At 62.5% G+C, this 23,328-nt stretch carries 15 protein-coding genes and 1 pseudogene; 5 read left to right on the top strand and 11 right to left on the bottom strand.

Features of this window, described 5'->3' with window-relative positions:
- The first annotated feature begins 3 nt into the window (after window positions 1-3).
- Window positions 4-1,872 (top strand): glycoside hydrolase family 13 protein, encoded by a 1,869-nt coding sequence (locus ACN27J_RS14880; protein ID WP_421366851.1) that lies wholly within the window; start codon window positions 4-6, stop codon window positions 1,870-1,872.
- Between the two features lie 511 nt (window positions 1,873-2,383).
- Entirely contained in the window at window positions 2,384-3,568 is a 1,185-nt protein-coding gene (locus ACN27J_RS14875; protein ID WP_421366850.1) for a helix-turn-helix domain-containing protein, read from the top strand.
- 440 nt (window positions 3,569-4,008) lie between these two features.
- Here the strand turns inward: ACN27J_RS14875 and ACN27J_RS14870 are convergent, their stop codons facing one another.
- From ACN27J_RS14870 to ACN27J_RS14860, 3 genes are all read right to left on the bottom strand, one after another.
- Window positions 4,009-5,556, bottom strand: coding sequence for a hypothetical protein (locus ACN27J_RS14870; RefSeq protein WP_421366848.1), 1,548 nt, complete (start codon window positions 5,554-5,556; stop codon window positions 4,009-4,011).
- Window positions 5,557-6,776: 1,220 nt separating this feature from the next.
- Window positions 6,777-7,694, bottom strand: coding sequence for an aminoglycoside phosphotransferase family protein (locus ACN27J_RS14865; protein ID WP_421366846.1), 918 nt, complete (start codon window positions 7,692-7,694; stop codon window positions 6,777-6,779).
- Window positions 7,694-9,049 carry a hypothetical protein gene (locus ACN27J_RS14860; RefSeq protein WP_421372238.1) on the bottom strand — a complete coding sequence of 452 codons (1,356 nt, stop codon included), beginning with the start codon at window positions 9,047-9,049 and terminating at the stop codon, window positions 7,694-7,696. The genes ACN27J_RS14865 and ACN27J_RS14860 overlap by 1 nt, the downstream gene beginning before the upstream one ends.
- A gap of 382 nt (window positions 9,050-9,431) precedes the next feature.
- Between ACN27J_RS14860 and ACN27J_RS14855 the strand changes: the two are divergent.
- Window positions 9,432-9,617, top strand: a pseudogene (locus ACN27J_RS14855) (alpha-amylase family glycosyl hydrolase); the annotation flags it as partial.
- A gap of 208 nt (window positions 9,618-9,825) precedes the next feature.
- On the opposite strand, the gene ACN27J_RS14850 reads toward ACN27J_RS14855, so the two are convergent.
- Genes ACN27J_RS14850 through ACN27J_RS14840 form a run of 3 tightly spaced genes read right to left on the bottom strand, consistent with a single transcriptional unit; the run spans window position 9,826 to window position 13,680 of the window.
- Window positions 9,826-10,860, bottom strand: a complete 1,035-nt coding sequence (locus tag ACN27J_RS14850) for a hypothetical protein (protein WP_421366845.1) — start codon at window positions 10,858-10,860, stop codon at window positions 9,826-9,828.
- Between the two features lie 26 nt (window positions 10,861-10,886).
- Window positions 10,887-11,684: a hypothetical protein gene (locus tag ACN27J_RS14845; protein ID WP_421366844.1), complete on the bottom strand. Its 798-nt coding sequence runs from the start codon at window positions 11,682-11,684 to the stop codon at window positions 10,887-10,889.
- Between the two features lies 1 nt (window position 11,685).
- Entirely contained in the window at window positions 11,686-13,680 is a 1,995-nt protein-coding gene (locus tag ACN27J_RS14840) for an AAA family ATPase (RefSeq protein WP_421366843.1), read from the bottom strand.
- Between the two features lie 508 nt (window positions 13,681-14,188).
- Between ACN27J_RS14840 and ACN27J_RS14835 the strand changes: the two genes are divergently transcribed.
- Entirely contained in the window at window positions 14,189-15,532 is a 1,344-nt protein-coding gene (locus tag ACN27J_RS14835; protein ID WP_421366842.1) for a hypothetical protein, read from the top strand.
- Window positions 15,533-15,944: 412 nt separating this feature from the next.
- Here ACN27J_RS14835 and ACN27J_RS14830 read toward each other — a convergent pair whose 3' ends face one another.
- From ACN27J_RS14830 to ACN27J_RS14820, 3 genes are all read right to left on the bottom strand, one after another.
- Window positions 15,945-16,820 (bottom strand): phosphotransferase enzyme family protein, encoded by an 876-nt coding sequence (locus tag ACN27J_RS14830; protein WP_421366841.1) that lies wholly within the window; start codon window positions 16,818-16,820, stop codon window positions 15,945-15,947.
- Window positions 16,817-17,335, bottom strand: coding sequence for a hypothetical protein (locus ACN27J_RS14825; protein ID WP_421366840.1), 519 nt, complete (start codon window positions 17,333-17,335; stop codon window positions 16,817-16,819). The genes ACN27J_RS14830 and ACN27J_RS14825 overlap by 4 nt, the downstream gene beginning before the upstream one ends.
- A 340-nt stretch (window positions 17,336-17,675) precedes the next feature.
- Window positions 17,676-17,933, bottom strand: a complete 258-nt coding sequence (locus tag ACN27J_RS14820; protein WP_421366839.1) for a hypothetical protein — start codon at window positions 17,931-17,933, stop codon at window positions 17,676-17,678.
- A gap of 176 nt (window positions 17,934-18,109) precedes the next feature.
- On the opposite strand from ACN27J_RS14820, the gene ACN27J_RS14815 reads away from it, so the two are divergent.
- Window positions 18,110-18,721, top strand: a complete 612-nt coding sequence (locus ACN27J_RS14815) for a DNA-binding response regulator (RefSeq protein WP_421366838.1) — start codon at window positions 18,110-18,112, stop codon at window positions 18,719-18,721.
- Here the strand turns inward: ACN27J_RS14815 and ACN27J_RS14810 are convergent, their stop codons facing one another.
- Entirely contained in the window at window positions 18,722-22,339 is a 3,618-nt protein-coding gene (locus ACN27J_RS14810) for a hypothetical protein (RefSeq protein ID WP_421366837.1), read from the bottom strand.
- Window positions 22,336-23,232, bottom strand: coding sequence for an S-4TM family putative pore-forming effector (locus ACN27J_RS14805; protein ID WP_421366836.1), 897 nt, complete (start codon window positions 23,230-23,232; stop codon window positions 22,336-22,338). Before ACN27J_RS14805 ends, ACN27J_RS14810 begins: the two co-directional genes overlap by 4 nt.
- Window positions 23,233-23,328 lie beyond the last annotated feature (96 nt).

Raw genomic sequence — 23,328 nt, 5'->3', positions numbered from 1 at the left:
CTTGTGGGTCAGCTGTTCGAGGCGCATCACGACGGATCGTCGTTGTATGCGCCGGGTGCCGCCGCCGGGGTAAACCTGGGTGATCGGGTGTCGGTCTTCGTCCGGGTGCCGGCGGGTGCGCGGCCGGTCGACAAGCTGTGGGTACGCTCCACAGCCGACGGTGAGCCGCGCTTCTCCGAGGCGGTGGTCGACCGGCAGGACTCGAACGGGGACGTGTGGTGGCGGGGCGAGGTGGAGGCCCGCAACCCGGTTACGCCGTACCGTTTCCTGCTGGCCGGCGGCTCTGCTGCTGGCGGCGGGGGTGGGCGGCGCTGGTTGACCGGGGTCGGCGAGGTCGACCACGACGTGCCGGACGCCACCGACTTCCGGCTCGTCACCCACGATGCGCCGCCGGCCTGGGCCGCCGACGCGGTGATCTACCAGATCTTCCCGGACCGGTTCGCCCGGTCGGCTGCTGCTGACGGGCGGGAGCTGCCGGAGTGGGCGATCCGGTGTGACTGGGACACCCCGGTCGTCGGGCGCGGGCCGGAGACTCCGGCCCAGTTCTACGGCGGCGACCTGGACGGCATCCGGGAGCGGCTCGACCACCTGGAGCGGCTCGGCGTCAACACCGTCTACCTGACGCCGATCTTCCCGGCCCGGTCCAATCACCGGTACGACGCCGCCGCGTTCGACCACGTCGACCCACTGCTCGGCGGGGACGAAGCCCTGGCGCGGCTGTCGGCGGCGGTGCACGCTCGCGGGTGGCGGCTGCTCGGCGACATCACCAGCAACCACACCGGCGACGCCCACCCGTGGTTCACCGCAGCCGTGTCGGACGTAACGTCGCCGGAGCGGGAGCTGTACTACTTCGGCGACGACGGCGATTATGAGTCGTGGCTGGGCGTGAAGTCGCTGCCGAAACTCAACTGGGGCAGCGCTGAGCTGCGGCGACGTTTCGTCGATGGGCCAGCGTCGGTGGCGCGGCGGTGGCTGCTGCCGCCGTACGGGTTGGACGGTTGGCGGATCGACGTGGCCAACATGACCGGCCGGCGCGGTGCCGACGCGCTCACCCTGGAGGTGGCAGCGTTGCTGCGGCGGGCGGTCGCCGACACCAGGCCGGACGGGCTGATCGTCGCCGAGCACGGGCACGACTTCACCCGTGACCTGGACGCCGATGGTTGGCACGGCACGATGAACTATGCCGGCTTCACCCGGCCGGTGTGGAGCTGGCTGCGGTCATCATCGTTGGGGTTGCCGGACTTCCTCGGCGTACCGGGTGGGGTGCCGGCCCGGTCCGGGCCGGCGGCGTTGGCGACGATGCGCGCCTTCGGGGCGCTGGTGTCGTGGCGGTCGTTGGTGCATTCGTGGCAGCTGCTCGGCTCGCATGACTCGGCCCGGATCCGGACGGTGGTCGGGGACGCGGCCCGGCAGGAGGTGGCGGCTGGGTTGCAGTTCACGTTGCCGGGGACGCCGATGGTGTTCGCCGGGGACGAGCTGGGGTTGCGGGGGGAGAACGGGGAGGGTTCGCGGACGCCGATGCCGTGGGATCGGCCTGACTCGTGGGACGAGGCGACGTTCGGGGTGTACCGGGCGTTGGTGGCGTTGCGTCGGGAGGTGCCGGAGCTGCGGCACGGCGGCCTTCGTTGGGTGTACGCCGATGACGACGCCCTGGTCTACCTGCGGGAGTCGCCGTCCGGGTCGGTGTTGGCGTTGGCCCGCCGCGCGTCGGGCGCTCCGGTGCGGTTGTCCGGCCTGGTGGCCCCGCCGGACGCTGCTGCTCCGGCACTGGTCAACCTGTACGGCGGCGCACCACCGCTACGCCCGGCCGCCGACGGCACCCTGACCCTGCCTGCAGACGGCCCCACCTTCCAACTCTGGCGCCTGCCCTGACGCGCTGGCCTGCCGCAGCAGGACCACGAGCTGTCCGCCAGCCACGTCTACACGCGGGCCCGAGGCGGCTGGTGTAGACCTCAGCACGTCACAATGCGGCAACGCCTACCCGTCGTCGCGCGGCGACTCATGCAAGGCAGCCCTTGTAGTCAATTGGATGGGCTAAGTATGCAGATCGCGGCGGATGTGCTCAGTTGACCGCAACTAGCCCAGCGCTGTGAGTTCGAGTGCTACAGCGCATAATCTAGGAACACCACCCACAGGATCGGCCGAGGTCGAACGGAACACGCACGGTGTCAAACAGCATGCAGCCGGACGGGGATGCCCCGCTCCAAGAGACGTTGCCCGGCCTGGGAGCCGACCGCAGCACGGAACCGTTAGGCTCCACAGCCCAAGTAGCGTTCGATCCGCCGAATGTGTTCGAGGTCAGGTGGGTGAACGGTCGGCCCGTGGGAGTGCGTCGGAGCGAAGTGCAGCTGGGTTCGTCAGGGCCTGCTGCTAGAACAGCATCATGAGCGAACAGCCTGAGCCTTCGCGACACAAGGAGGTCAGTACGGTCGCGCAGCAGATGCTGGCGCTTGGAGAGTCAGGCCGTTACGAGTTCAAGCGTGACGTCGAAGCTGTGACGGTGGGTCTGCTCGCCGCGCTCGCGAACTGGGTCGCCGCCGACTCGGCTCGTGAGGTTGCGCACCTTCTCATCGGTGTCGATGAAGTGGAGGACGAGGCCACGGGTCTTGTATGTGGGCGACCGTTCGGATTGCCCAAGGGACTCGACAAGGCCGTGTCCCGTATCCAAGACGTGGCGAGCAAGACCCGGCCCATCCCAGTCGATGTCTTCATCGTGGAGGAAGGCGTCAACGAAGCGACGCCGTTCGTCCGAGTAGAGGTGCGCCCGACGATGCCACCGCACTTCGATGACCAGGGCCGTCGGCAGACTCGGCAGGGCCGGTCCACACGGGCGCTGACCGACGAGGAGTTGTTGCGCATCTACCTAGACCGTGAGGCAGGCAGCTTCGCTACGCGTTTCCGGCAAGTCAGTGAAGAACTACGTTCGGCTGTCGGCGCGGTGGGTAGTCAAGTCGACCAGATCGCGGAGGGAATCGAGAAGAACGTCGCCGCACCGATCTTGGCGCTCACCAGCATCACCCACGACGCCGCTGACGCCGCAGAGTCCGCATCATCTTCCGCTGATTCCGCTGCCTCTTCAGCCGACACCGTGTCCTACGAAGTCGAGCATGTGCAGCGCCTCGTTCGCGAGCTTCAGGAAATCGTCGAAGACGTCCGTGACGACTCCACCCAGAACCTGGCATACCGAGTCATAGGGCTACGGCGGAAGGTATGGTGGAGCTTCACCCTCGACACCTGGGAGCATCAGTCCAAGCGGGCAAACGACTTGGAGACTCGACTCCGCGACCTTCTCTCCGGCGATGTCTCCCTCGATGCCGACCGCAACACCTGGGAACTGCGGGTCTGGCAAGACTTACTCAAAGACCGTCGCGCGCAGCGCGGCGAGCGAGGCACGCAGAAGTGGTGGGATGCAGCGATCCGCGACGTCATCTCGTTCATGGAGAGCCCCGCGTACGCTGCGCCCGATCTCCCGGACCTCCGCAGTGCTCTCAAAGCTGACCTCGATCACGAGATCGATCATCCCGAGAGTGTGACGAACGTGTTCCGGGGGCTGTTGGAAGACTCCTGAGTGCCTCGCCTGAAACAGCCGCTGGCTGCGGCGAGCACGCGAGCTTGGCTACCTCGATCCCTACTGAGCGCGCCAACCAAAGCGCTTGGAGCCCGAGCCCCGATCCGACCACGATGACTACGCCCGGCGCCTCGAAGCCGAGATCTCGGGGAAAGTGCTGGCGAACCTCGCAACGACCGCAGCCAGCCCTCTACGAGACAAGGCACCGCAGCGCGCTGCGGAGGCGTCGAATCGTCGCCACAGGGAGCGACTTCGCCGTCCCAGCCCTCGGGGACGAGGTCGCGCCGACGCGGTCACTCGTGGAAGGCAACGCGAGGTCGAACTCCTGCGCACTCAACCAGCGGCATGAGAGTGCGCCGGGTCCGCCCATGGCCGTGTGACCGCCCTATGGGCCAACCGGCAACCGGCGATGCCCGGGCGTTAGCTTCTCGGCGGCGAGGTTAGTCGGGCAGATGGCGTCCCACGTGGCCAATCACAAGTAGCTTATTGACGTCATCTATGTGCCAGTATATGCGTAGGCACTGGTCCGGACTGGTCGCCTGGTCGACCTTAAGATGTGGTTCGAGCGTAACAGTATTTCCCTCATAGGGTACGCGATAACTGTTCCTAGTCGCTCTGGCAGACGCTGCAGGGTTGCGTGCGCTGTACTCATATCCACGGCTTGCGAAATAATCGCCAAACCCGGCACCCAGGGCTCCTGACTGCCACGCATCAGCTGCATCACATATGGCCATTAGTGAATCAAAGAGCCGGCGTGGGTTTCTGTATGTAAGAAAACCACTAACGGACCTGTCGGCATTAGGTAGGAAGATGACACGAGGTCCGGATCTTTCCTTTGCCTCCTCATATGCTTCAAGCACCGTGACGGACGTCCAGTCGATCTCGCCGGAGTCGGAAGGCTGCCCATATAGCCTAGCGAGGTTGCTGAACTCTTGCCTTACCGCTACGAGTTCACTGTTCGCCTGTTCGTAGTTCTGCTGAGCGTCTCCTAGCTCCGCATTGAGCAGCTCGTTGTCACGTTTGAGGGTATCCAGTTCACGTTCTACTTCCTGGACGTACTCCGTAACCCATGCTGGCAGCTCCTCACCGCTGTCCGCCAATCGTTGGCGGCGCTGTTGTCTAGCTCTCAGCGTAGCTGGATGTTCTGGTGCGCTTAACGCTGCCTGACTCCCGAGCCACCGGTTCAGCTGAGCTACGAGAGAGTCTGGCTGCTCTTGCAGTACGCGTGCAGGCCAGTAGCGATACTTGCGAGGATTATCGCCTGGCTCAAACCCGGGCCAGTACAACCGCACGCCTCCGTGCCAGACCGACAAATCGCGGCCCACAAGATCGCTGAAGGCGAGTGCTGCCAGGTGGGTCTCAAGAACTGCAACATGTGCAATGCCAGCGAGTTGTCTAGCGAGCTCATCCGACTCAGCGAGAGGTTTGCCTGTTGGCGGATAGGTCGTAACCACAACCACCGGTAGACGCCGTCTTTTATCTCGGAGAAGGTCCACAAGGTCGCGAGCCTCGTTTGCCAGAAATCTAATCGGTTCCGGTTGAAGCACCTGCCCCGCGTCCACGCACTCAAATTCCCTGGCTAGCGTGCGGACGATTGTAGGACTCCTGAATTCGTATTGAGGCTGCCGAAACAGAAACTCGCTTCCCGACCGCTCTAAGCCGATCCGCACGGTGAAGCGAAGAGCGCGTTCCCCCACCCTGCTCAGGGCCGCTTGAGTGCGCCACTGGAGAGTCTGGTCGCGCTCCGAATTCCGACGCCAGTCGCAGGCCCAGCCATCGCCGGCGCCGTCGGAGTCCTCTTCGATGCGCTCAACATCGACGATGCTGTCTGCGCTTTCCGATTGGCCGTCCTTCGACAAGTCGCTCGCGGAGACTCCGCTGCCCCGCGCTACCCACTCTCGCACAAGAGCCTCTGCTCGAATGAACGCTTCGACCGCTGGCGTCGGTCCAGTAAGAAGATCGAGCTGGCAGGCGTAGATCTCTCGCACGGGGAGACCATACCACCGAAGCCTTCCGTAGACTTGCTCGGCTGCGACTTCTACTGGCCCCCGCCTACATGATTGCGGGGCGTGAACGGGTCGCCGCATGGTTGCAGTCAGGAGGATCCGAAACGCAATATATTGGAGTCGATTGCCTGAATCGTCGGCATCTTCACATCGGCAGAACAGTGCAACGTAGTGGACGCGCGCCCTCTCGTCGGGGACGAGATCGGGTTGCGGGGGGAGAACGGGGAGGGTTCGCGTACGCCGTTGCCGTGGGATGGCCGGGTTCGTGGGATGGGGCGACGTTGGGGGTGTATCGGGCGTTGGTGGCGTTGCGTCGGGAGGTGTCGGAGCTGCGGCACGGCGGGCTGCGTTGGGTGTACGTCGATGACGACGCCCTGGTCTATCTGCGGGAGTCGCCGTCCGGGTCTGTGTTGGCGTTGGGCCGGCGGGCGTCGGGTGCTCCGGTGCGCCCGTCCGGTCTGGTGGCCTCCGCCGGACGCTGCTGCACCGGCACTGGACAACCTGTACGGCGGCGCACCACCACTACGCCCGGAGGCCGACGGCGGTCAGGGATTCAAGCGGCACGCCGGTAGCCTGCCCGCACGAGGCGCACGCTGCCCACCCATCACCGACTCAAGGGCAGTGTGAGCGAGCGTAAAGGCCGCCTCGACGTCTAACGAGCCGAACGGAGGAGACGGCATGTGTCGGACATGGTAGCCTTGATCACGGAGCCGGTCGGTTGAACCCGGTGCTGAGTCACTGGGCCGTGGTGCTGATTTTCCTTAGTTTGGCTTGCATCTCAACTCTTGTCTCAGTGTCAGTAATGGCAATGAGTCCTGAGAGCAAGGTGAGCCGGATGGTAGCAACGCTTGTCACCGTTGTTATGTCTGTCGAAGCAGGTCTGATGACCAACTTGGCAGCGTCAGCACTGGGTTGAGTCGATCGTCTCCACCCCAGTATAATCTACGCGATTGCCTTGGGTCTTACGGCTCCAGTCACACCCGCGAAGCTGGCGCAGGCAGTCAGGCGGGGGTACCGAGTTCCCTTCCGCCTAGAACAGTTGCCGAAGCTCTATGTGCGCTGGGGGTGCGGGCGGCCCCTGCCTCCGCGCAGCCGTAGCGACCGGGCATTCTGCTCCAATTCCTACCGACGACGCGCTTACCGTCGTGCTCGGCGAGGCGCTTCCCAATTGAAGTGAACATAACCAACATGCGTGTATAGCTTTAGGTAAGTCGACGGCCCAGGTCGGCGAAGGGGCTCCAGCGTACGGTGTCGTCTTTGTCGCGGGCGGAGGTCAGGCGGACGGCGAACTCGTCGGCTATGCCGGGAGTGCTGGCGAGCAGCGGGACGGCGGCGGCGATCATCTTCAGTTCGCGGGCTTCTCGGAGGGTCGGCCAGGCGGGGTCGGTTGTGACGTCGTAGCCGTACGCCGAAGTGAGGGCCTGGTGTGCGCCGGCCCGGCCGAAGCGGATCTCGCCGACGGCGACGGCGGCCAGGTCGACCTGCCATGGGCCGATGCAGGTCGGGTCGAAGTCGCAGAGGACTACGCGGCCGTCGGCTTCGCGGAGCAGGTTGCCGACGTGCGCGTCGGCGTGGACCAGGCCGCGAGCCTGGGCGTTCAGATCCGCGATGCGTGGTGCGAGCCGGTCGCACCATTCCAGCAAGAAGTCTCGGTCGTCGGCGTTCAGCGCTTCCGCGTCGGTGAGACGGGTACGGACGTCGCCGACCGGGTCCCACTCGGGCAGCGGGAACTGTGGCAAGCCCAGGGAGTGGAACTCGCGGAGTACCTGACCAAGTTCCTCGACGGTCGGCGGTCGCGGCGTGGGAGCGACGAGCCACCACACGGTTGCGGAGAGGCCGTCGGCCCGTACCGGTTGCTCGATGTCGGGGGCGAGGCGGATGGTGGGGGCGTTGACCGCTGCGAACCAAGTTGCCAGGCGGGCGACCTTCAGCGCTCGGTCGTGCAGGGCGTGGGATCGGGCGATGCGGATGACGAGGCCGGCTGAGGGGAGTGCGTACACGGCGTTGTTGGTCATCCGTAGCTGTTGGGCGTCGCCGGCAGCGACGCCGAGTCGGGCGGCGATCTGGTGCATCGCTGCTCTCATCGCCTGCTCGGTGAACCGTCCGGCCGATCCGGTCATCAGCTGCCTACGCCTACCGCAGCTACGGTGAGGGAGAAGTCGGCGACGGTGGACAGGCGTTCGTGGCGCTTGAGGTCCCGTGGCAGGTTGTGGATGCGGTCCAGGATGCGGGGCGAGCTGAGCTGCCGGGCTTGTTCGATGACGCGGGCGCCGACGGTGACTGCCTGCTCGGGTTCGTCGGCCAGGAACAGTGAGCTGCACAGGCTGACGCCGTTGAGCGCGCTGCTGCGGACGTTCTGCGACCCGAAGGTGTCGATCGCTTGAGCGACGGTGCGGGTGGCGGCCTCGCCGTACCGGTTGCTGTTGTCCTTGCGGGCGAGGTCGCGGTAGACCCGCCCGTACTGGGCGAGGAGTTCGCCGCGGTCGTAGAAGCGCATCCAGTCTGGCTCGTTGTCCGGGTTGATGCGGTCGAACTCGTCCGTGGCTGCTTCAAGGGCGCGTGTTGCCGACGGCCCGTCGCCGAGGGCGGCCAGGGAGGCGGCCTCGGCTCCGTGGAGCATTGCGCTGACAGCCGGCGTGACCCGCCGGCCTACCTCGTCGCGGGCTAGCCGAAGCGTCTCCAGCGCATCCTTGTTGTGCCGCAGGTGCTGGAACTGGCGGGCCTGGCAGTAGCGCACCCGTGCAGTAAGCAGTACGTCGTTGGCGGCGACGGCCAGCCGCTCGGCCAAGAGGAAGTGCCGCTGCGCGTCGAGATGCAGGCAGGCGTCAAACGCGGTCCAGCCAGCCAGTTGGCGCGCTGCCGCTACCGACCGCAGCAGCCGTGGGCCGAGCGTCGTTGGGTGCGGCTGGTCCAGCAGGGCTGATGCGGAGTCGGCCAGCTGCGCGACATCGCGGTGGAGCGCGCCGCCGCCGCGCTCGTAGTCGATGGACCGGTAGAGGGCAATCACGGCGTCGAGCCGGTCAACGTCACCGTGGCCGAGTCGACGCGAACCGTCCTCAGCGGAGCCTCCGAGTAGACCGGCCGAGGCGGCGACCGCCGCGATTCCCCGGAGCAGGGCGCGGCGGTTCGCATCCGGTTCTCCGGCCGACGGGTGATCTGGCAGCTGCTCGGGTCGCATATCGTCCTCCGGGAGTCCGCCGGTCGGGTCGGTCTCCGGTCCCGCCGGTCGCGGGTAGGCCCTTTGGACCAGGGCGACTGTGGTCCTCAGCTCGCGTGCTGGGCGGAATCCGAGTTCGTCGTCGGTGTCGGCGTTGAGGGCGATGCGCAGGGCGGTGCGGTAGTCCTCGGCGGGGTAGCGGATCTTGCCGTTTTCGAGTTTGCCCAGGTAGTTGGCGGTGAAGGCGCTGTGGGCTGCTTGTCCGGGGTCGGGGTAGAGGATCTTGTTGACTGCGTCGGCGAGTTGCCGGCGGGTCAGGCCCAGGCGTTCGCGTGCTGCGGTGAGCGGATGGTTCTGCATGACACCCCCGAAGTGTGGCGCACGATCGATGCGTGGTGGCGCGAACTGCCTGTGGCGGTAATCGATTTTGGACAGTATCCCACCTGGTGAATGCCGCCTTCAACCATCTGCGTCGAGCAATTCCTGACCCTGCCAGGGAATACGTCAACGACGGAATGTCAAGAGGGGAGGCAGGGGATGGTTCCCGCAACGGGAAGCATCCCTTCCAGTGGTGCGGGAGCGCGGCCAGTCACCGCTGGAAGCCGGCGCGACCGACGGCGGCAGGCTCCGCAGAAGCCACGTCCACCGAGCCGCAGGGTGTGCCGGCCCGGCCCGGTCGGGGCCGGCGGCGTTGGCGACGATGCGGGCGTTCGGGGCGTTGGTGTCGTGGCGGTCGTTGATGCATTCGTGGCAGCTGCTCGGGTCGCATGATTCGGCCCGGATCCGCACGGTGGTCGGGGACGCGGCCCGGCAGGAGGTGGCGGCCGGGTTGCAGTTCAACCTGCCGGGGACGCCGATGGTGTACGCGGGGGATGAGTTGGGGTTGCGGGGGGAGAACGGGGAGGGTTCGCGGACGCCGATGCCGTGGGATCGGCCGGGTTCGTGGGACGGTGTGACGTTCGGGGTGTATCGGGCGTTGGTGGCGTTGCGTCGGGAGGTGTCGGAGCTGCGGCACGGCGGGCTGCGTTGGGTGTACGTCGATGACGACGCCCTGGTCTATCTGCGGGAGTCGCCGTCCGGGTCGGTGCTGGACGCTAGTCGATTACGGGCTCCAAGAAGCATCGGAATGGACGCCCAACATCAGGCCGCGCTAGCAGTTCTGGCTGATATACAACGTCTTCGAACTGAAAGTGAAGACCTTCGTCGCGCGTTACGGACTCGGTCGTCACTTTAACGTTGTGACGCAGTGCGTCAAACACGAAGATGTAACCCATTACCGGCATGTTTGGTGTGGCACCACGCCTGCGATCCAGGTAATCACAGACTTGAGCTAGTCCCTCACGTGCCCGCTTGTGATCATAAGACGTACCCCACTCCGTGGCATCTTCTGCCGCAGAACGTCCCATCCATTTGACTTCGATGATGGCTCCGCTGCGCATATCCAACCAATTGACTTCTATGTCTACTGGTTTGCTCTCGTCTTGACGCTGCTCTTGGCGCACCACGGCACCCTCAAGTGCATAATGCAAAGCAAGATGAAGTGACCGTCGAAGGTGTTGCTCTGGTTTCGGCAGGAAACCTATACGCTTTGCATCCCGCCAGCTCTTTGCGATATGCGCGCAGTAATCGGGCCGCCGAGTCAGCTTGACGTATCGAGTGAGGCACGCTTCTAGACGCAAGTAGGTCGGAACTCCCAACGAGCACGGCCAGCCGATATCAGGAACAGTCCAGCTATTGCCGTCTAGGAACAGTTCTTCTTTCCCTCGCCCTCCATGCACATATCGATAGAAAAGGCCGGACGATTTCAGAGGATCGAAACCTTCCTCAATTCCCGGCCAAAATTTTAGTCGGCCATCGGGCGTGGAGCTAAGAGTCATCCCGTCTATCTTGTAACCTGCGAGTTCGCTTGGATCGTCCACAAGCATTCCGCCTGGGCGCTCAAGAATTTGGCTGTCGGCGAGGGGAAGATGCAAAAGTAGCCCTTGAGTCATCATTTCAAAGGGCACATGCTGCCAGACCTGCTTCGCCCGCTCCAACAATTCAAGAAGAGCATCGACTCCGCCGTCACCTCGGAGGTGCTCGATGGCCGCTAAATAGCTGAGCTGAGTCAGCTTCTTCATCCGCTCCACGGCTCGACTGTGGTCGAATTCCCTAGTCATGGATGCTTTTCCGCCTCTTCCGTTCGATCTGAGGGGTTGAGATCGCCCCGAGCGCTTTCCTCTAAGTAGCCGACATATACCGTGGCTGGCACACTTAGATGATGTGCATCTCGGCCAAGTGCATCCTTGAGGGCCTCGAACTGGTCGTATAGAGGTCGAGATGAGATGGCTACCAAGAGTTTTCGTGGCCCGACCGTCTTCGCTGCCTGCCAAAGTTGGGGCTCGTGGACCAATGAGTTGACAACGGCGGGAACAGAATAGATCAGAGAGGTTGATTTAGCGGCTTCCAAATACTTTTCGCGTCGGCGCATCGTCTCAAGCGAAGAAAGGAACTTCTGCTCTTTCTTCCCGGCGTCGGTCAGCTCAAGACGTATGGGTGAGTGGGAACCGACCGTCGCCTCAGTTGGGCTGTCCGTAGATGGCGGGGCCGTATCGTACGATCGTGTGAGCAGGCCCATCGACAAGAGAGTTTCTAAAGTCAACGAAATGGTGGAACTGAACGGGACTGCGGGAGGAACCGCACTGAATGAATATCCCCACGAGGAGGCTGGATGTCCATCATAGACGTTAAGCAGGCAGCTCAAGTACGCGAAGGTGTGGATTTCAAACTCGCTGGGCTTCTCCACACTCTCCAAGAGGCCAACTAGAGTGAGTGCATCGAAGATTGCACCGGATGTCTCCACGAGCATGTCTAGAGGAGGGTTGTAGTCTGCCGCGAAATCATCATCATCTTCATCTTCGGAGGAGCCGCCGAACTCATTATCAACAGGAAATTCGCCGCTCTTTTCGCTCATTTTATTCACCGCTTTGCTTGGTATTTCTTAGTTCGCTTTCAATTAGGTCGTAGGCTTCTTCGAAAAGTGCTTCCTCTTGGACTTGAACGTCGCTAAGAGTCGTCCATTCCGTCATTCGAACAAGTTGCATACCCTTGGCTCTGCACCGTCTCGCTAGCCGCCGGAGTAGCTGGGACGTGTTCACGTTGGCAGTCATAATTAACTGGTTGTTGCCCGACGCATATGCACTAAGCATGTCACCGGCGCGTGCCTCGTAAGCAATGTCTAGAGCCCCCTCGGGTGTGTCGACGTAAATCGTCGCTGATTGTCCCGGGGCGGTCATGAACTGCGCCAGCGACATCCGTAGTGCAATGTCCAGAAAGAATCTTTGACTCTCGGAGAGTTGGGTCGCTTCTCGACGATATGACGTGTCTACGGTTAACGCAAGATGCACATTTCCAAGTGGGCCCGACCCTTGGTCAAGCTGGATGTTGAGTGGTAGTCCTATGAACCCCTCGGCGAGGTCGCGAAAGAGAGGAACGAACTCAAGCTCCGCCTCACGCCATGCCGCCAGTAGCTGATTTCGTATGGGCTCGTAGGCTGCGAGCGCCTGGTCTCTGCGCTGCAGTTGTTCGTCTTTCCGAACCAGGGCTGCCTCGATCGCGGTGCGAAGCGACGCCATCTGCGCCTGTGTCTCTTCTTGGCGACCGCTATCTAGAGAGCTGGGATCAAGCGAATGCTCAGCCTCAACGGTGGATATCTCGCGCTGAGTCTTGGTGAGCTCTGCTTGAGCCACCTCCAACTCTTTAGACAAACGTTCTACCCTTTTTTGGCCGGCACTAGCATGTGTAGTTGCCGCCATGAGAGCTTGGTCGATCCGTGTGAGCAGGGCAGCTGAGCTCTCTGAGGGTTCAGGCGGGGGCAGCTGGCTTTCACACAGCGGGCAGGCGTTGTTGGCTAGTGCTTGGGTAACGCGTTCCGGTCCGGACTCATGCTGCGTGCCGCAAACCCTGCAGCGGTGGTCAGCAAGAGTCTGGCTGATGATCGGGTGCAGTCGGGTAAAGGCGCGCGTATCGAACCGGCTCCGGAAAGCTTCTTCGTATTCATGTCGCAGTCTTAGTTGAGTTGCAGTCGCAGCAGAGAGTTCAAGCCGCGCATCTTCGAGTTCTTTCTGCAGTCGATTCCGCTCAACGTTTGCTTCTCTGCGAGCCGTGATCAACTCTTGATACCTGCTTAATACCGCTGCGCTGGCGCCCTCATCTGAGCCGGCCAGTGCCGCAGCGAATTTTTTAAGTTGCTGCCGAGTTGACGTTGCCTGGTATTGTGCATTACGTGCAAGGGATCCTGCAGCGTTGGCTGCCTTGCGCAAATCGGCAGCCCTTTTCGCGAGCGATGAATCCAAGCCAAGCGCTAGATAAAGAACTTGCTCGCTAGCCCGCGCGTCCCAGAATAGAAGGTGACGGCGCTCGTCGAACGTCAACAGGTAATGGTTCAAGAATACAAACTGTGCGAAGGTTTGTAAGCTGCAATCTTTTGTTAAGGAGCTGACATACAGGTCGTGACGATCCTCGTCGTCGAGTTCGGGGTCGTGTTTAACGATTACGTTCCCGGCTAGATCTTGGACCTCGAAGTAGCGGAGTGCATAAGGTTCGAAGAATCCCCGACTGATGACGTACCGGCTCTCGGCAAGTTTGAAGTGCAGCGTGACGGCAGCGTTTTTCCTGTCCAGCTCTCCTATTCGGCCGGCGAAGTAGTTCTGGCCATAAGCGACGCCGTCCCGATAGTACTTCTGCATTTCCGTCAAGCTGGGCCTGGGTGGCGCGACTGTCCCTGTAAACCCAAATCCCAAAGCCGACAAGAAACTTGACTTTCCCAAACCGTTGGCGCCGGCGAGACAGAAGACCCCCGTGTTCACGCGGACATCGACTATCGGTTGAAGGCGGTAGAGGCTAAATGAGTGGATCCGGATCCGCTCTAGGTGTGGCGTGTTGATCCGACGCCTGTGGCCCGACGACACACTGCCCCCTGCACTTAAGAGTCATCATCAGTTGCCGTAGGGTATCGGTGGATGCCTCCTGCGGGAAGCCTGTCTCTCGGAGCTAGACCGGGGCGATCTGAGGCGTCCTGTCGCAGGTTGAGGGTCACCTGGTCTAGATGCCCAGGTAGCAGCGGGTGTCATACCCGTGGCGTCGGACTGTCGGGCTGGACCGATACCATCACGGCCTCGGCTCGTGTGTCTGATGCCCGACTGCGTCCGGCTCAGCGGAGGGTGGGGAGGTGCCCGGCACGGCGGCGATCCGCCACAGCGACTGCCGCTGTGGGGTTCCAAGTAGGAGTGGGTCTGCGTGTGTCGGCTTTGAAGAGGGAGCGGAGTTGACAGTGCTTTGCAGGCGTATATGTGGCAGTGAAGGGCTCTTGCCCTCCGATTCATCGGCTGCATGGCACATCTTCGTGAGCGGGAGTGTTACTGTCGTTGAGGCCCGCGTTGATTTCGTTGAGTCTCCTACCTGGCAGAGCAGGTCGTTGTGACTCACGCGGACGTACTTGATGCGCATTACCGAGACCTCGAGGACGGCATCAACATTAGTGACACGGGAGATTACGGAACTCTCGTAACTCCTAATGGCAATAGTTCCCAGCCGGTCCATCGCTGGTTCCACTTCAAAGAGGCATTTTCTCACCGCTTGCTGGAAAGGGTGGTGAAGGATGAAGGATTAGCAACGCGAGCGAAAGGCCTTCGGGTTTTTGATCCTTTCACTGGCTCTGCTACAACGGCCGTGTCGCTGGCGCAAGGTACGCAAGGTGATGTGTTCACTTCGGCTCGGTTTTACGGAGTCGAGTGTAATCCATTCCTGCATACTCTCGGCTCCGCCAAGATGGCAGCCTTGTTGAGACCGCCAGAGGGTTTTATCGAATTTGCCAAGGCAGTCGTAGCTGCGACCGCTAGCCAAAGCCTTGAGCGTTCCGCAGGGATTGGGCTTTCTACTTTCACCAAGGAGGCTTACTTCCCCGCTGCAAACGTCAAGCAACTACTGCAGTTGCGTTTAGCGTGCCGCCAGCTCTCAGAGTCAGTCGACCCTACGACACAGCTCTTAGCGGCGACATGCTTGGCGAGTTCAGTGGAGCCGGCCAGTAGGCTGCGTCGTGATGGTAGAACTCTCAGGTTTTCTCCCGGCAAGGTGCCGCTAGACCCAGCGGCAGTTTTTCTGGCGACCGCGCAACGAATCGAAGAAGATCTTCCGTCTGGGCCGGTGGACATGCAGGCGGAGATTACACTAGCCGATGTTCGCGACGGCTTGGTAGGTGCTTCTTTCGCCGGCATTGACCTTGCTCTTTTTTCGCCTCCTTATCCAAACAACATCGACTACACGGAGGTCTATAAACTAGAACTTTGGGCTCTGGGTCTAGTGGGATCAAGCAGCGACTTTGCTGCTCAGCGGCGCCGCACTTTGAGGAGTCACGGTAGCCTTAAATGGGTTGACGAATATGCATACAAGGCGCAGCCTTTCGCGGCTGAGGTCGACAAGATTCTCGATCCCATCTTGGAGGCGATTCCGGATAGTGATCGATACACAAAATACCGCAGGCAGCTTGTCATGGGCTACGTGGACGATATGCTTCGAGTGATATCGGAGGTTCACGAAGTGTTGCGACCAGGTGGTGTTATGGCCTGTGTTGTGGGAAATTCACTTCACGGCAAGCCTGGTGAGCAAGTTCTGATCGCCGCAGATTTGCTCATCGCCCAAATGGCAGTTCTTGTTGGGCTTGAAGTGACTCATATTGAGGTAGCGAGGCGCCCTAAGAGGCGGATTGCTCACTCTGAGTACCTCCGGGAAAGCGTTGTGTTTGCTCGGAAGAAGGCTATTTGAGTCTCGGTCGATACTCGCCTGCTGTACCTGCTCCGGCGCTGGCGGAGTAGCCGAATGTCTGCCTTTGGCACGAACAGCGCCTTGCGCATTTTGACGTAATCCACCTGCGGCCACCGCGACCCGCTCCTCTGGCCCATACGCCGACGCCGTCACCTGGCGCGAGCCAAAACCAGCACTACGTCGACAGGCCCTTACCGAGCCGTTACTACGATCCTCGGCTGGACTACTAGTTGATCGCCGCCCACCGGATCACCGCCTCCGACACCGCCAGGTGGCGTTCGTAGCCGCGAGCCAGCCGCCGACAAGCCGTCAACAAAGGCCGATCGGGTCGGCCGCGCGGCGAGGTACCACCAGGTTGAGCTGGTCCTTCTCCGTGCGACCGGGTACATCCTCTGGTCGAGGAAGGTTCGAATCACGGGACCGGCTCCCAGCCCCATGGACGGTTGCCGTGCTCGCCTCGGATGCAGGCGAGGCGGTAGTGGGCCTGGTCGCGTAAGGCTGGGTTGTTTTGCGCGAGTTGGGCAGCGAACGTGACCTTGCGCAGCTCTCGGGCGTCGCGGAGGACCGAGCACTCGGGCCAGTCGGTGACGTCGTAGCCGTAGTGACGACAGAACTTGGTCCAGCCTGGCGCGTACTCGGCGCTGAAGGTCAGGTGGTCGACGGCGACGGAGACGAGGTCCCACTCGGGTGGGCCGAAGGCGAATCGTTCGAGGTCGAGCACGACTGGTCCGGCGTCGGTGTCGACGATGTTGCCGGCCCAGGCATCGCCGTGCACGGCACCGTAGGGGAGGCCGGGAGGAAGCTCGCGGTAGCTGGCCTGCAAGCCGTGCAGGTGATCGAGCAGCCAGGCGCGGTCATCGGCTGCGAACACGGTCGCCTCGGCGATGCGCTGTTCCAGGCGTACGAACGGTGCCAGCGGCGGCAGTTCGAGACTTGCCGGGGGCCGCAGGCGGTGTAGCTGTTGCAGCACCTGGGCTAGCTGGCCGATGCTGCCTTCCCGATGTGGCGGCAGTTCGTGCCAGAAGGTGACGGCTCGCCCGTCGACCGCGACTGGTTGCGGCAGCTCCTCGATCGCGCGGACCGCCGGTATCCCGGATTCGTTGAGCCAGCGGGACACCCGTACTTCCTTGCCTGCGGTGGCGAGCTGCCCGTCGCGGCTGACGCGGGCGACAACGCCGCCGGGCAGGCGGTAGATGACGTTCTCCGCAGACCGGATCAGCTCAGCGCCGGTCACGTCGACCCCGACCTGCCGGCAGGCGAGCAGCAGCGTTTCCTGCGGGTCCGTCATGCGACGGCTCCGACCGTCTCCCGGATCCGGGCGCGCAGCTCCTGCACTTCTGTGAGCTTGCCGTGTGGCCCGGCCATCCGGTGCAACTCCCGCAGGTCGTCGGCGGCGCGCAGCGACCGGACCGGCCCGGCGTCGTCGAGGGCCAGGTTGCCGATCGTCACAGCCTCCAGCGGGTCACCTTGCACCATCGTGAGGGACGCCAGCTTGATCCGGGAAATCGCCCTGGACCGCAGGTACGCCGGGAGGTGGTGCTCCACCGAGTAGGCGAACCGGTCGGCCGACTCCGTAACGAGTCTGGTGTGCAGGGCCACGTCGAACAGCGCGTGGGCGGTGTCGCCGTGGTGCTGGGCGCCGTCGTAGAAGCACATCCACGGCGGATCCTCCGCCGGCGCGGCGTGCGCGAAGGCTTCGTCGGCGGCACCGACGGCGGCCAGCGCCTCCTGGGCTCTGCCCGGCCCGAGTTCAGCGACCTGTGGGCCGAGCAACGACATCAACGGGATGGAGTCGGATGTCAACGAGGCAGCGACAGGATTCAGCCCTGTTGCCGAGGGTTGGTATCGATTCGATCGAGCGGCGAGCATGCCTTTCGTTCGCGTGCCGATATCTCACGCGGCGGAGTCCGAGTTCGTCGTCAGTGTCGGCGCTGAGGACGGTGCGCAGAGAGGTGCGGTAGTCCTGGGCGGGTAGCGGATCTTGCCGTTTCGAGTTTGCCCAGGTAGTTGCCGGCGAAGGCGCTGTGGGGTGCCGGTCCGGGGTCGGGGTGAAGTACCCAATCCAAAGGTACGCGATCGGTGAAGATGTTTGGTTGCGAAGCATTGATGAGCTGAAAATAGCTCTGCGTCCCACCGTCCGTTGCTATCGATTGAACCGCCACAGCGAGAACTTGCGTCGACGGTTGGCGAGGACGCGACGCACCATGGCCTTGGTGATGTCATGTCGGTGCCGGCCATAGTAGATCTCGACGTACACTTCGTCGGCGGTGGCCTTCGGGTGCTCGTCGGCAACCTTGAGGATGTATCGGGTCTTGGCGTCGTCGAGGTTGGGATCAGCCGGCGGGGTACGGCGGGTGAGGGGACGAGTGATGCGCCGACCCGATTTGTCAAAGTAGACCATGAGGGGCCCTCCAAGCGCCGTCGGATGACTCGACACTAGGGACGCGTAGGGTTGCAGCTCTATGACTGATCGTGCGTAGTCATGACCCTCGGGTGGCAGGGTGCTGCCCAGTTCTTGGTCTTTGGCCACCGCTGCGGCTGGTAGCCGCCGGCCGATAAGGGAGGTGTGCGGTCACGGTGACCGTCCATCTCGCGGTCCTTGACCCCTTGCCGGTATTCCGGTGTGGAGTCGCCGCGGCGTTGTCGAGTGCAGGGCACCTCGTTGAGGAACCTGTCGATGCCGTGGCCTGGTTGCGCGAACGGCCGGGCGGGATGGTGCTGCTCACTCTGCACTCTGCCGAGGACCTGGACCGGCTGACCGAGCTGTGCCGCATGCGGCCCCGACCGTTGGTCGTTGCGCTGCCCTCTGATGACGTTCCCTCGCTAGGCGCACGGGCGGTGCGGGCTGGCGCCCGGTCGGTAGTGGCACGAGCGGCAACCGTGCCGGCGTTGCAGCGGGCGGTCGCTGCGACCCTCGATGGCGAGGTCGTCATGCCGGCAGATGTGGCCGACCTGCTGGTGGCAGGCATGGACGATCGGCCGCCGCGCCGTCCGGCTCCCTCCCCGAATCAGGTCGCCTGGTTGCGACAGCTATCCGGTGGCCGGACCGTAGCTCGACTGGCTTCAGACGCAGGCTACTCAGAGCGCGCGATGTATCGGCTGCTCCAAGCGCTGTACCACCAGATCGGCGTCAGAACCCGACTCGAGGCAATCGTGCTTGCGCACGAAGAGGGTTGGTTCGACGACTAGCTAACCTGCGCGGCGCGGCCGCGTGCACGCCAGCCCCGTGAGGACAGGCCCAAGGCGAGGATTGCCATCGGCCAGGATCTCGACCATAAATCTCAATCGGTCATCCAACCCGGGCGTTCGCTCCGCCGGGTCCGGCCGTGCCTGGCGGAACGCCTCCAGCGCTTTGCCTGGTTCAGCGTCGCCAATGAGGACCAGGTAGCACTGAGCAATCCCGCTGAAATCCCATGCAGCAAGATCGCTACTGTCGGTTTCGACGCGCCTTTTTGTTTCGTCGCGCAATTGCTGAAAGAGATCCCTTGCGGTGGCTGGGAGACCGCTGCGGTGTGCGATTATTCCCCGCAGTGCAAGCTCCACAGTTTCCTGGCCAGCCACACGGTATCGACTGGATTCCTCGATCGCCTTCCTGGCGCCAGCAAGATCGTCGAGGTGTACCAAGGTGAGGGCGAGGGTAGCAAGCGACCGCCGTAGGTTGATCGGCTGTCGGTGGATGCGTGCAACGTCGACGGCTTGCTCTGCTGCCAATCGAGCCTCGACGTACCGATCTTGGTATAGGTGCAGGTCCGCCGTCGTAATTAGAAGTTCCGCTCGCGCTGCAGGATCAGGATAAGTGGAAATAAGCTCCTCACACCTAGCTAGCATCGTCAGTGCGTCCGGAATCTGGTTGAGCTCGGCATACCAGCGCGTCAATCGAAATGCTGCGTCTAGCGCTACTCTTGGTTCGGCTTTTCCTGCAGCAACGTAAGCTTCGAGTGCGTCCGTAACCGCACGGCGATAATTGCCCTGGCGCTGCCGGCAGTCCGCTAGACCAGTCAGCGCGGCGGCTCGGTCGCCGTCATCGTCGTCGTCCTCGTCGGCCAGACCTAGCGCTCGTCCGTAGTGCTCCTCGGCTTCCGTGAGATAGTCGTGTTCCCAAAACATCTGGCCCATGCCGATATAGATTCGGCGCAACGCTTGGCGATCCTGGTTCTCCTTGGCGATTGTGATAGCGACCGCGTAGGCGGCCCGAGCAGCGGGGAAGTCATTCCTGTAGGAGTAAATGTCGCCCAGCGCGGCGACATTCATCATCTCGCCCTCCCTGTCATCACCAAGGCGACCACGTACCGCCTCTCGCTGGGTGCTCAATTCGGTGCCGCTGCCGCTTCCCCAAAATTGCACCAGTTCGTGCATGGATTCGATAAGGCTGAGCGCCGCTCCGTGCATGCCTGCCCGGAGCCATACGTCGACCCGTGCGAAGCGCATCTCCAGATCGGCCATACTGTGTACATCGTCGTCGTCCTTCTGCATGGACTGGAGGACCTTGGCTGCTTTGAGCAGGAGGCCGAGTTGGGTTGGGGACTCTCCCTTATGCGGGTAGTGGTCGCCTCGGTCTAGGCGCCCGATAATCGCTCCAATCTCAGACTTCCTTAGATACCTGCGGCCGTCTCGTCGCTCCAAGACGAGGCGGGCCGACACGAGCGCCTGCAGCGCATTTTCGATCTTTGCTGCGGGTACGTACTGCGCAATGACCCTGATGACAGCGTCGATGGTAACCGGGATGCCGAGCGCGGCCAGAGCCTCTGCAGCCCGCTGCTGCTCGGCCGGAAGGTGATCGACGAATCGGCGCACCAAGCGCTGGTGCACCTCGCCTGCTGGTACTGAGGCCAGCCATGGTCCGACCTCGCGGGCATCTAAACCTGGCGGATCGATGCTGAGGATTGCATGGAGAAGTTCGGCGAATCGTGGGTTTCCGGCGAGGCGACCATGGATCCGTCGTAGATCGTTGTCCGGTAGCGAAACTAAGCCGTACCTATTGTTCGGATCAAGGGCGGCGAAGTACTCACCCAATGATGGTGGTTCTAACCCTTCCAGGCTGATCCGGCACGCCGTCTCCGTCCACGCCACGTTTGTCGTTACCTCGGGCACGTACTGCGTTATAAATACAACCTTGACGAGTGGGTAGAGTCGGCCATGAATGGACTCCAGTGCAAGGTCAAGCTCGGAATCGCGGAGGACGTTACCCTCCTTAAGTAGATTCTCCGCAGAATCCAACACGATTACCGGGCGGACACCAACTGCACTGCTGAGACCGTCCATTGCAATCTCGAGGCGTGCTCGCGCGGTAGGACCTGCTATCTGGTCCAATCCTGGTGGCTCGATGTCCTTAACTAGAGTGGGCACCCCTAGGTCACCGTATGGGGTGGCGTCGTGCCAGCGTAGCGGTGAGCCCTCATTCTCCGGATCTGCCCAGCCCAGTTCGGTGAGCACCTCACGCACCAACGCGGTCTTGCCAATCCCAGCTGGGCCGCTGACCACGATGACCGAGGTGACGTCATCCTCTAGAGCCGCGCGAAGGCGGCTCCGTTGCCCCGACCTGTTGACGAAGACGGACTTGCCCCGTGTCGAGTGTCTCGCCGTCTGCGCCGCAGTCGTTTCAGCTGCTTTGAGGCTTATGCCCGCGTCGAAGGGCATAGAAGGGTGAGCCTGCGGGTCTCCCGGACCGAGTAGTACTCGGGTGAGCCGGCTTGCGAGCCGCGAGCACCAGCGGCGGGCGGATGGCGGTCCGGACGTGTACGCGCTGTGTAGCATCGCCTGCGCAAGGAGGGATACCTTCAGCTGACGGTGCCAATGCTCCGGATTCCAGCCTTTTTCAACGACAAAGTCAAGTGTCGGCTTGCGCAGTGCATCGATTATCTTCCGTAAATTCCCCGGCATTTCGTCGTGGAGGCGGGAGTCGCCGTGGTCTCTTTCGAGGTAGGTTAGGAACGCTTGGCGGGTGCGAGGGGAGGAGACGCCGATCTCGCGCCAGCAAAGCGAGATCAGGAGGGCAGCGAGGTCCCGGCTGAGCGGAGCCCGTGCCTCGTAGGTAGTTAAGTCAATCAACCGGAAGTCAGCCGGTCGGACAGTCTTGTCATGCAGGGGTACGAGGATGTTGTCCCCGTGAAGGTCACCGTGTGTTCGGCCGACGAGATAGTGGACTCGAGCCTGAGTTGCGGGTGAGTCCTCGGAGAAAAGCCGCCACGGGTTCGGCAGCGGCTCACTCTCGCCCGGCAGTTCCAGAAAAGCGGGGACAAGCAAGTCGTGTTGTAGCGCCCATTCGCGAAGCCAGCCTCCCGCCTTGAAGCTCCCGCCTAGTTCAGACTCGAGTAGCGTGGCCACCGTCGATTGACTGTGGTTGTAATCGCGACCAGACCAGCCTTCAAGAATCTCCCTCCATACCACCTCGCAGGCCTCCGAGAGTTGGTCAAGCTCCACCCTTCCTAAAGGGATTCCGTCAGCGAGTGATTGGCCAATAACGAAGGCGTTTTGTGGGCATCGAATTACAGGAAATGCAACCTCGGTGAGGTGTCGCTCGCGGAAAATCTTAGGTGAATCCTGTAGGGCCGAGTGGTGCCGCCGACTTTCTCGCTGATGGTCATCCGGTGCCGGTGGGCAGTATTTCATGACACACCATCGTGGATCGGGACTTCCGTTGGCGTTGACCAGAATAGCTTTTGCTAGCCGGGCTCCGGTGTAGCCGCGAGGGACGACCTCAACGCTCCCGGCGTCGATCTCAAGGCCGTTATCCAGTAGTGATTCTATGATCTCAGACGCCACGGCTTGGTCTTTGAATGCGTAGGTCAGTTCCTGCAGTATTGTCATGCCTGGGGAAACCGCGCTTCCAGTTCCTGCATCTTGACCTGAAAATCGAACTTGTCCTGATCGTGGTAGCGCCGGAAGTACCACTCTGGCAGGCGTGGCTGGAGCCGCCGCATGTGATAGAGCGCATCTTGCACCTGTCGGGCAAAGAATTTGACCGCAGCGGGTGTGTCGATCGCCGGAGACGAAGGCTCGTCGATGACCTGGCGCACCAGCCCGAGTACGCGCAGGCGCTCTCTTGTACTCGCCATCTGTGTGCGATACATCTCAAGGCATAGCAGTAGCAGACCGAGTGAGGGTACGAACCACCCGACGACCAGCCCGCTCACCGTTGCGCCGGTTGCGAGTGTAAAGAGTATGCCTGCTGCAGACCAAAGCGCTAACGCGCTGAGCATCATCTGGGCGAAGCGGAGCCGGATCCGGGATCCCCAGGCCAGGTTTTGTTCCAAGCAGAAGAGTACGACGTAGGGGGCTCGGGCGCGTGCTACGAGGTAGTAGCTCCGCAAGCGATCCTCGCTGCCACGGAAGCGCCGGCTGATTCGGCTCACCTCTTCTTGGCTGATGCGATTCCCAACCGCAACTTGGTTCCATGGCAAACTCAGCAGATCGGTGTCAAACATCTCCTGGATCGTCGCGGCGATCCGTAGATGCCGCTCAGCCCAGGGCCTCACAACTCCTGCGTAGACCGCAGCCCAGAGCGCGCCGGCGAGGGCGACTGCGGCGCTATACCGTGAGTCCAGCCCTGTAAGCAGGCCGGCAACGGCCAAAGTGATGGAGACGCCGAAGCTCAGTGCCTGCGCGCGCTGGTTGTAGAAGTGAGCCACGGCGACGGCCTTGAGCAGGCGCAGGGCTGCTGCGCTGTCCTGTCTGTCGGCAATATGGTGGATGGTTGCCAATGGGCCTCCTGCGCGTACGTAGACGCTATGAGTGTGACACGCTTGGTATCTCTGGCGATACAGTCGGCTTGTCGCCGTGGCTTCGGGATCAGGCCT

This window comes from Solwaraspora sp. WMMB762, from assembly GCF_049179115.1.
Taxonomy (GTDB): domain Bacteria; phylum Actinomycetota; class Actinomycetes; order Mycobacteriales; family Micromonosporaceae; genus Micromonospora_E.
This window is presented reverse-complemented; position numbering and strand designations above follow the sequence as displayed.

Coding starts and splice junctions, on each gene's coding strand:
- ACN27J_RS14865 (WP_421366846.1), bottom strand. CDS start 7,694: ATGACCGGATCGGCCGGACGGTTCACCGAGCAGGCGATGAGAGCAGCG.
- ACN27J_RS14830 (WP_421366841.1), bottom strand. CDS start 16,820: ATGACGGACCCGCAGGAAACGCTGCTGCTCGCCTGCCGGCAGGTCGGG.
- ACN27J_RS14820 (WP_421366839.1), bottom strand. CDS start 17,933: ATGGTCTACTTTGACAAATCGGGTCGGCGCATCACTCGTCCCCTCACC.
- ACN27J_RS14875 (WP_421366850.1), top strand. CDS start 2,384: ATGAGCGAACAGCCTGAGCCTTCGCGACACAAGGAGGTCAGTACGGTC.
- ACN27J_RS14810 (WP_421366837.1), bottom strand. CDS start 22,339: ATGACAATACTGCAGGAACTGACCTACGCATTCAAAGACCAAGCCGTG.
- ACN27J_RS14845 (WP_421366844.1), bottom strand. CDS start 11,684: ATGAGCGAAAAGAGCGGCGAATTTCCTGTTGATAATGAGTTCGGCGGC.